4 protein-coding genes are annotated in these 9,592 nt (G+C 32.9%); 1 reads left to right on the top strand and 3 read right to left on the bottom strand.

All coding sequences use genetic code 11. From position 1 onward, the window contains the following. Nucleotides 1–106: 106 nt before the first annotated feature. Entirely contained in the window at nucleotides 107–460 is a 354-nt protein-coding gene (locus tag KQA_RS0217750) for a helix-turn-helix domain-containing protein (protein ID WP_010182964.1), read from the top strand. A 49-nt stretch (nucleotides 461–509) separates the two neighbouring features. Here the strand turns inward: KQA_RS0217750 and KQA_RS0217745 are convergent, their stop codons facing one another. The 3 genes from KQA_RS0217745 to KQA_RS19275 are packed head-to-tail and all read right to left on the bottom strand — an operon-like array spanning nucleotide 510 to nucleotide 9,376. Then, entirely contained in the window at nucleotides 510–1,025 is a 516-nt protein-coding gene (locus KQA_RS0217745; protein ID WP_010182963.1) for a hypothetical protein, read from the bottom strand. Between the two features lie 14 nt (nucleotides 1,026–1,039). Beyond that, a complete protein-coding gene (locus KQA_RS0217740) occupies nucleotides 1,040–6,916 on the bottom strand; it encodes an EndoU domain-containing protein (RefSeq protein ID WP_010182962.1) in 5,877 nt (1,958 codons plus the stop codon). A 9-nt stretch (nucleotides 6,917–6,925) separates the two neighbouring features. Beyond that, nucleotides 6,926–9,376: a TonB-dependent receptor gene (locus KQA_RS19275; RefSeq protein WP_010182961.1), complete on the bottom strand. Its 2,451-nt coding sequence runs from the start codon at nucleotides 9,374–9,376 to the stop codon at nucleotides 6,926–6,928. Between the last annotated feature and the right edge of the window lie 216 nt (nucleotides 9,377–9,592).

Here is a 9,592-nt window from a genome sequence, read left to right as displayed (position 1 = left end):
CTTGAAGAACTATTACCTGGATATCAGTAAAAATCTAAAACGTAGTTGCTCGGACGGATACGTTTGATTAGCTTTGTAGGCACGGAAAACATTTCCGCGCTATCGGGTGAATATTAAAAACATTAGAGAACAAAAGAATCTCAAGCAAATCGAGGTAGCTACTCATATTAATGTAGATAAATCTGCTTATAGTAAGATTGAAAAAGGAACAAGAGCTATAACAGTAGAAGAACTTTACAAAATGGCTCAGTTATTTAATATGACTACTGATCAAATAATTAATTTTGATGGAGGGATTCCTAAAGAAGTAATTATTGAGGATAAAACGGCTACAGAACAAATGCAACTACTACAGCAACTTGATGAAGAAGACAGAACAACCGTTTTTAAAATCATTGATAAAATGCTGACTACCAAAAAGTTTAAAGACTTCTTTAATAAAAATGTAGCTACGCTTTAAAATAAAACCTAAGAATTATTTAATAATCAATTTATTTTTTTCTCTTATTTTAAGAATAACCATTGTAATTAAAAAAGAAATAATCTCCTCCAATAATACAACCTAAAAATAATGGGTTATAAGAATCTAAAAAGCGAATACTCTTTTCAATTTCACTAAACTCTATGTTTAAGAATATATCATTTGGATTCAATAAAGGCTCATTAATTGCCCAACCGATTGTCTCTTCAAATTCACTCGTAACAAGCTGTTCACTAAACAAAGTATAATTTGTTGTTTTTTTTAACCAATTTTCTGGATTTGGATTAGATAGGTAATTTATATAGTAAAATAACTCATTAAGGTTTTCAAATTTATTAAGAGGAGCTCTAAAAACAAATAACTCATCATACAACCAATTTTCAATGTTTGATTTCATCAATAACTCATCAACAAAGTATTCTTCTTTAACCCCTTTTAAAAAAGAAAATTGCTCTCCACTTAAATAATACTCATTAACATTCTCTACATTTTGTACGTACCTAAAAAACTTAATACTTTCTAGTTTGTTTTTTTTTATTTGCATTTTACAAAATTTGATTAATTGAGTGGAAACGCAGTATCAAAAACTAAATTACCATTTGGTCCTGTTAACCGAACTTCAATTCGAGTCACTCCATCTGATGATAGTCCTACAAATTTCCTTGGATTAACTTGATTGGAAGGATTAACTAAAACACCTGCAACTTCTTCAAGTGCTCTACTTTTATCCCAAGACTTTGGAAAGAAAGTTGACAAAGCTCCTTTTTCTACGAATCCAGCTGTCGATGGGTCTAGTATTTCGATTTTAGCTCTAACGATATCACCTGCTGAGTTCTTTATCGTTAATGCTTCATTACTAATTTTCACTTTAACACCATCTAATGCTTCTAATAAATGACATCCAACTGCTCTACCTGAAGAATTAACCTCTCCTACTAAATGAATCGGTAAATGCGATTGCTTTGCTTTGCTTAACCATTGTAAAAAATCAACATTATTTGTAAACTGAGTCAAATGGCTAACACTTCCCCAAGTATCAAGTAATTCAGCTCCATTATTATTCAACTGCTTTAAAGCATCATCAGAAGCATCAGCAAATTCATCTAAAAATTTAGTTTTTTGAGCCGAAGTTAAATCATCAAGTTTTGTAGTTAAGCTAGATAAATCAAGGTCATCAAACCTCTTTAACAACTCACCCCCTGCGTTATTGATGTCATCAACAGATCTTGTAGAAAGCTCCAAGAAATCATCAACATAATTTGCATCAGCTAGTCTATCAGCATCAGGTCCTCTTGGCCTAGCATTTTCTGATAAAACTTTTTTTCTTCTATTAGCTCCTAACTCATACCATTCAGTACCTCCTCCTTGCTGTCTTGGCACTACAGAAACTAAACCATCGTTATGAACCCTTACATATCCATCTGTCGCCTGTACTGTAAACTTATCTCCTAATTTATTAGCAAAGTCTTGAGCTCCTTCTAAACTCGTGCAAGACAATAATCTTACTTTATCTGCATTAGGATGCTTCTCTGCTAACCATTTTTTAATATTTGTTATATCCGTTACTTCTTTACCATCTATTATAATTTTATTATCTGCCCCATGTACAACTATATCTATAACATTATCCGTAGTTTTAGTTTCTATTGCACTAAGTCTTTTAGTAGTTTTACCTAAATCTCCACCCAACACTAACATATGGTTGCCAGCTGATATTTGTCCAACTCCTTCTATTATATCTGCAACAAGACCTTCTGTTTTTACTCTACTTCCTGCATCCTCTATATTTTTACCTATAATTTCAGTAATTAATTCTTCCCCTTCTTTTAATTCATCTTCTATATTTTTTATAATAGTTTCAGAAATTCCTCCTTCTTTTTTAACTCTTATTAATTTATATTTATTTATAAACTTACTCCCATATTGAGCATAACTAAACATTACCAAACCAACAGAATATTCTAACATCCTTCCTGAATCACGATTGTATGATGCAAATGCCAAGCCTACAAAATCAAATACAGTATCTAAACCTACTGGTGCAAAGAATAAAGAAGCTGCATCAATCATTCCATATATTACTTCGTTTGGATTTATCTCTCCATCATAAAAATGCTTTTTGGTATCTAATTTTCCATAACCATGAAATGTATATACTATACTAACTAAAAAGTCAAAGTTTTCATCTTTATCAAAATGAAATTTTGCATATTGCGTTTGGAGTCCATTTCTTAGAGTTTCATTTGTTATATATACTTCTCTTAACTCAATTTCTCCTGTAACTTTATGAAAGTAGTCATCTTTATTGTTATTCGCAATTGCTTTAGAATCTCCTTCCTCTCCGTCTAATATTAAAGTGTCATATTCTTTCTTCCATTTTATAAATTTTCTTTCGTACTCAAGCTTTTCTTGTATTGTGGCTTTTTCCTTTAATTCACCTACTTCTCTCTTTCTATCATCTAGTTTTTTGTGTATTGTGTCTAAGTAAGGTGACTTCAATGTTGTTAATACATTAATTAAAGGAAACCCTCTAACATTATTCTTTGATTTTTTTTCTAATGTATGAATTGAAAAATCAGATTTAACAACTGTTGCATATAAATTTAAAGGCTTTTCTATAGTTTTATATACATTAATAATATCTGTAAATGGAGACGTTCCTTTTTCAACCTCACTCGTTAACACAATATTGGATTCACTTTGGGCGTACCCCATACTGTAGCATAAATCATTATTAAAGAGACCTATACCAAAAATAGATTCGTAATTTGATGATGATATAACAAGGTGAACTATCTTTTTTCCACCTGATAGTATTGTTTCAATTTCATTATCAGTAATACTTTTTTCAGCCATTTCACTTAATAAAGCTACAGGAATACTTGTATTAGTTGTTTCTAACTGTAATAAGCTTACTACAAAATAAGTTTTAGTATAATGAGCTAATAAATGAAGCTTATCTTCTAAAATTTCAAAATTTTTGATTTTTTCAAAAACATCGACATCATTCGTATTTATAAATTGTATATGGTTAAATATGCCTTTATCTCTAACTTCTGAATCAACATTACCACCTATTTTTTCAATAGCATATGCTAATGAATGATTAAGTTTTTCTTGATATTTCCTTAATTCATTTCTATCTTCTTTTTTTTCGTTATTTAATGCTACAAAACTATTACAATTAGTACTTGATTCTTCTTTTTTATTACATTTTATAAGTTTTATAGATGATCTTAAACTTTCTGCTACAACTGGTGTTTTTCCTTTTCTATCTTTTACATGTTTCCATTTTGTTTTGTAATAAGAATTTTTTCCACATGTTCCGTTATAATTATAAACTGAAATTGAATCATTTTCTTTTAAAAATGAAGTATTTAAGTCATAAAATTTTTTCTTCGATTTAGAATAATATCCTATAAATTTACCTGAATCGTCAAACTTTGCAGAATAAAATATACTCTTATCGTTTTTATCTTTTATCTTAAAACCTGGTACGGAACCTTGTATATGTTTATTACCTTCTATATTAGCTGAAATTGATTTTGTGTTTAATACAGTAAACGGTTTCCAAGCTGGTGTTAACCAATACATACCCCCTAACTCATTATCCTCATCCTTCTGAAACAAATACAAGCGCAGTTTTTCACTCCCTAACCTAGCCCAATTGACTTGTGAAAATTGAGTATCGGTACCGTAATCCATTAACCAATCGGTGTTGGTATTTGGGTTTTTAACATCTGTAAAAGGGTGTTCCAAACCAAAAATACCATGACCTAACTCATGCGCAGCGGTTTTTACTGGCGCTCCTTTACCTTCGGTCCCCGAGCCGTTTACAAACACATACCCAAACTGACTCCCTTTGGGCATAAAGCCTACTAAAGGCTCGCTAGTATATAAATCGGTTACAAATAAATAATAGGCTTTACTTGTATACTCATCGGTGGTTTGGTAATCCTTATTTATGGCTTTAAACTCCGATGGAAAATTTTTAAATACACCACTGCCATCATAGGTTAATTGGGTATTTTCGTCCTTATCCCAAACACTGGTGTCTGGATTATAACTTGGCATGACAGTCAAATTGAACTCCACGCCTATTTTTTTGTAAATGGCTTGTAATTCTTGCTTAAAACTTGCTGTAATTACAGCCCCACCCATAGGCACTAAATTAACTGTAATGGGAGCTGGTTTAGCCAAATGGTGGATAAAGAAATTAGCTGCTACCTGTTGTTTACCTCCTTCAATTTTATAGGTTACAATAGCTTCTTCCTTACGGTAACCATCAAAACCTTTCACCGTTATTTTCAGAGTATTTTTGGCTTCAACTACATAGTCAATTTTACGACCGCTTAATGTTTTTATAATTAAACTATCCAGTTTTATTTTTTTGTTTCTAATTTTTACATCGGCATAAAATACGTCTGTTTCTCCATTGGGTACGGCTTTATGGAATGCATATACCTCTGTACCCGCTTCGTTTTTAGTTTTTGGGTAGGTTTCCTTTTCAAAAGTCCCTTCAGCTTTATCAAAAGCATATATAGTGGCTTCGTCATCCCTAAATGTAATTTCAATAGCCTCGGTAGCTACCTGACTAACGGATGATCCATTTCCGGAAGCTGTTGGCCCACTGGCTACTCCTGTGGTATTTGAAGGCGATGCACTGCCTCCTTCGGCTACTTGACCTGTTTGCTCGGCATTACCCTGCTTATCAATACGGAAGGTTTTATTGGTGCCTGCTATTTGGTATTCATCTTCTTCGTCATAATCCACCTCTTTGGTTTCTCCATTTTTACCGGTAATGATTATTTTAGTTTTATCCTCATTTAGTTTTACCTCCTTAATTTCAAAATTAACCCCTACTTCTTTTTTATCCCCTCCGTTTAATGCATCACCAATATCTTCGGCGGTATCTAAAAAATCACCCACAAAATTACCTACACTGTCTATGGCTTCGTCTACATCTAAAAGATTCTTTAAACTAGGATCATAAGTAGTGATTACCAAACCATCGGCAAGTTGTTTTTCGTTATTGATTAAAATATTGCTAAACTTAACATTTAATCCTACGTTTTTTAAATACGGAATGGTCACTACTCCTTTACCCGTATAGCGCCCATTGGATCCATTTAATTCTGTTATACGCACAGGAAAATCCCCTGCCGTAAACACCTCATTAGTATGAATTTCTGCAATGGGTTCTTTATTGGTCAACTCAATATCCGAAGTGATTCCGCAATTGTAATAGGTTTCTTCATTTTCGGTAATATCGGTGGTAAAACTTTTTACTTCCGAAAACACACTATCCCCTAACGGGCATTGGGAACTTACTTGATATTCATAGGTGGTACCTTCCTTTAAATCCCAGAGTGTTGCCCAAGGCTCTGTAGTACGCGCCGTAAACCATTGGGCATCCTTTACATTAGCCTGCCTATATCTAATTAAATAAGGTGTGATTTCATCTAGATTTTCGTCCCAATAAATATTGGCTTTGTATATTCCTTTTACCTCAGCACTTATATTTTTTGGAGCCTCGCAAGGTGTTATGTTATCAAACCAAAAAATTTCGGAATAGCCTGCATTTTCAAATAAGGCAATAGGCTCTCCTCCTTTTTGCGCTTTGGCTTGTACCCGCCATGCATAACGTTTATTGGATAGTAGTAAAGGTTGATCGGGTCCATACCTAAACGAGGTTCTGTTGGTTACGGTGGTAAAAATGGGAGGCGAACTTAAAAAAGCTGTTTGCGGATCTATTTGATTGTTCCACACCTCAACTATACTCAATTCATAATCTACATCTGTTATATTTATTCCCCGTGATGTCCATTGAAAAATGATGTTTTGTATTTTTGACGCATCCTTTTCTTCTCCCTTTAGGGGTAATACCAACAATGGTGGATCATTTTGAATGACAAAAGCATTGGTACATGTTTTTTGCGAAAGCCGCAAACCTGTAATTACATCAATGACTTCCATACAAAACTCGTAATTTCCTTCGGGTAATGTATTAGCATAGGCTTGAGGCGAAATACCTACTATATTTTGCAATTCAAAATACTGGGCAATCTCAGCCGTAGTTACATTTAATGGGGTTCCTCCATCAATAAACAATGGAATAGTACCTGTAAACCCCGGTCGGCTTTCCAAGGCAATACCTTGTCCTTTAACACTTATTTTTAATGCTATTTGACGATTCGTTATACTAAAATCATTTAGTACTAATTGCGTACGTATCGGCCCATTTATTAAACTGGCATCACTATAATTACTCAAATAAATAGGTGCTGGGTTGGTTACCTGCAATGCTACCTTAACCGGAAAGTCCTGTGCCGTTACGCTAAAACTACTTAAAAAAGCAAAAATACTTAGTAAGCAAAAAAACGATTCGGTTACGCTCCGCCTTATTATGTTGATGATCTGTTTATTTATCTTCATAAAAAAAGATTAATTTTTTTCTATATATTTTAAAATAAGCTGTCTATCTGCTGATTTTAATGCCTTTTTAAAATAAGTATCTATTAATTGTTGCATTAAATAACTATCAACAGCCTCCATGCTATTGGTATTATCAAAAATGCGATAGGCTTTATACTTTTCATTTTCTATAAATTGAGCAATATCCGCATCCTCGGTATTTAATGATTGTTGCTCACTTTCTTTTTCAATAATGGGTTGCATCCATCGATGAGCAAACAATACCTCGCCTCTCATTTTAGCTTTCTTTTTTAAAGTTTCGAACTCACTTTTTAAACCTTTATCGGTAGTTGGTTTGCTGTCCTTATTTTTATCATACAAGGCATGAGACTTTACATTTAACTGGGTATCTATATATTCTTTTTCAAACTTTTCATCCAGCATGGCCATTTGCCCATTTAAACTTTTGAAACTTTGTAAAATCAAGTCATTAAATTTTTCCATGAAATCAATGTAACTAAATAACGCTACTAAAAATTCATTCGCTTTTAATTTAAAAACTGCACTTGATTTCTCTTTAGCCATAGGTGCTAAAAGTGCATTCAATTCTTTTCGTTTGCTTACAGGGACTTCCCTAAATATGTTATTACTTTGGTAACTTCTTAATTGGTTTACAATTTCTTCTTTTTTACCTTCAAATACTTTTTCTCTAAACGTTATTTTTAAACGCTCACCCCGTCCTTTCAAGTTTACATCGAGTTTAGGTGGTTTTACTTTAAAATTATCAAAGGTATAGTTGTAAGATATGGTTCCTGTATAATCTACCGAACTGGACTGCTGCTCCCTATTTCTTATTTGATTTAATAAACTTAAACTAAATCGATGCTTCTTTTTTAATACATAGCCCGAATTCAATCTAATATTCATTACCTCACTTTCCTTTTCATTCCCCACTCGATTTTGATTATAACTCAATGTCGCCGACGTACGTAGTTGTTTATTAAAAAAGGTTTTGCTGGTATTAATTGAGGGACCAATCGTAATCACATCATCTTCGGTTCCAATTTGATTTATACTGGCATTGGCTGCTGCCGAAATGGTAAAATTATGGGTTGGAAAGCCTAAATTATAAGCTGTACCTAAATTATAAAAACTCGATTTCCCACTAGTTAATACTTTATTATTTTGTTCGCTTTGCGAAGTTTGAAATGATAGATCAACAGTTACTGCCGAAGTTTTGGTTTTGGCGCTCTGAAGTTGATAGGCTATACCTAAATTGGCATTTTGATTAATTTGCTGTAAATCCAAGGTATCAATATTATCTACCGGAGTGACTTCATTTATGGCATCAAATTGATTCTTTATATTGGTAAACGATCTAAAGTTAGAATAACCTCCCGTAAAGCTCAATTTTTCATTAGGAGTATAACCTACATTTAATGAACTAACTATACGCTGTAATTGTGACTCTTTTTTGTTTTCCAAATCATCACGTTGTAATCCTCCGTTAAAGCTTATACTAACTTTTCCTTTAAGAATACTTTGCGAAGCATTTACGGTTATGTTTTCTAAATCATTATTGAAAAAATAAGCTCCTAAAGTTCTGTAATCGGGATCAATTCTTTCGTAACCTACTCCTACTGTACCATTGGCAACTGGATACGAAACATTGGCATTTATGGCATTAAACTGTTGGGTAGTGGCATTGCTTTGTACTAAAAATGAAAGTGGAGGGTTATTTTTGCCAGCACTTTGATTGGATATATCCTCTGTAATTACCGAATTTGCAATTTCTACACTTAATTGTAATTTATCTGCCAATGTAAAATTCCCTTTTGCACTTAGTACTACATTATCTTTTGGAGTAACTCCTATATCCAAGGGAATGGATTCATTTAAAGAAGCTTGATCGTCTTTTGCCTTAAATAGAATAAAACCCATATCAAATTTTTCAAACTTATAACTGGCGTTAAAACCATAGCCCAAACGCTTATATGAGGGGATCGATTGGCTATCGTTTTCATTAAATTCGACTTCTTTTTGTAGTCGCCCATACATAGCACTTATTGTAAATGGTTTACTCGTGGGAGCCAAATCAATACCAAAACCCGAAAATTGATGCCCGTTTAATGTATACAGCGAAAATGTCATATTTACTTGTCCAATATGAGTGGTTATCCATTTGTAAGAAGGATGTAAACTCAGGGTATTAAACGTAAAAGGACGATTGGTTTGAAACTCCTGATTCGAATACGTAAATGTTAGTGGAATATTATACACTCCTTTTATGTTAATATTTATATTACCGTTTAAAAAATAAGTAAAAGGTTCGCGTGCCGACTCACCTTCATAAAACACTGAATTTGCTGATACTCCTCCATTTACTTTTACTAGTTTTGCCTTCCCAAAATTGGTAAAATCTTGCGCTACACTTATTGCATAGATTCCTAATACAGCCCAAATAAAAAATAGTTTCTGCAAGCTTTTCTTCTTCAATTCCAAATCTATTCAACAACCAATTTTAACACTTGATTTCCTAATTCACTTTCTATGACTACTAAGTAGATTCCAGCCGCACTTGTTTGCAATGCAAAAGATTCTTCATGCTCTTCCTTTTTTTCCAATACACGCTTAGCTATAATACGATTTTAATTTAATATTTTCGCATAAAAGCATTAATATAATGGTGATTGCTAG

The sequence above is a fragment of the Aquimarina agarilytica ZC1 genome (assembly GCF_000255455.1).
In the GTDB taxonomy this organism is placed as follows: domain Bacteria; phylum Bacteroidota; class Bacteroidia; order Flavobacteriales; family Flavobacteriaceae; genus Aquimarina; species Aquimarina agarilytica.
The sequence above is the reverse complement of the archived record's forward strand: the minus strand, read 5'-3'. Positions and strand labels throughout refer to the sequence as shown.

Coding starts and splice junctions, on each gene's coding strand:
- KQA_RS0217745 (WP_010182963.1), bottom strand. CDS start 1,025: ATGCAAATAAAAAAAAACAAACTAGAAAGTATTAAGTTTTTTAGGTAC.
- KQA_RS0217740 (WP_010182962.1), bottom strand. CDS start 6,916: ATGAAGATAAATAAACAGATCATCAACATAATAAGGCGGAGCGTAACC.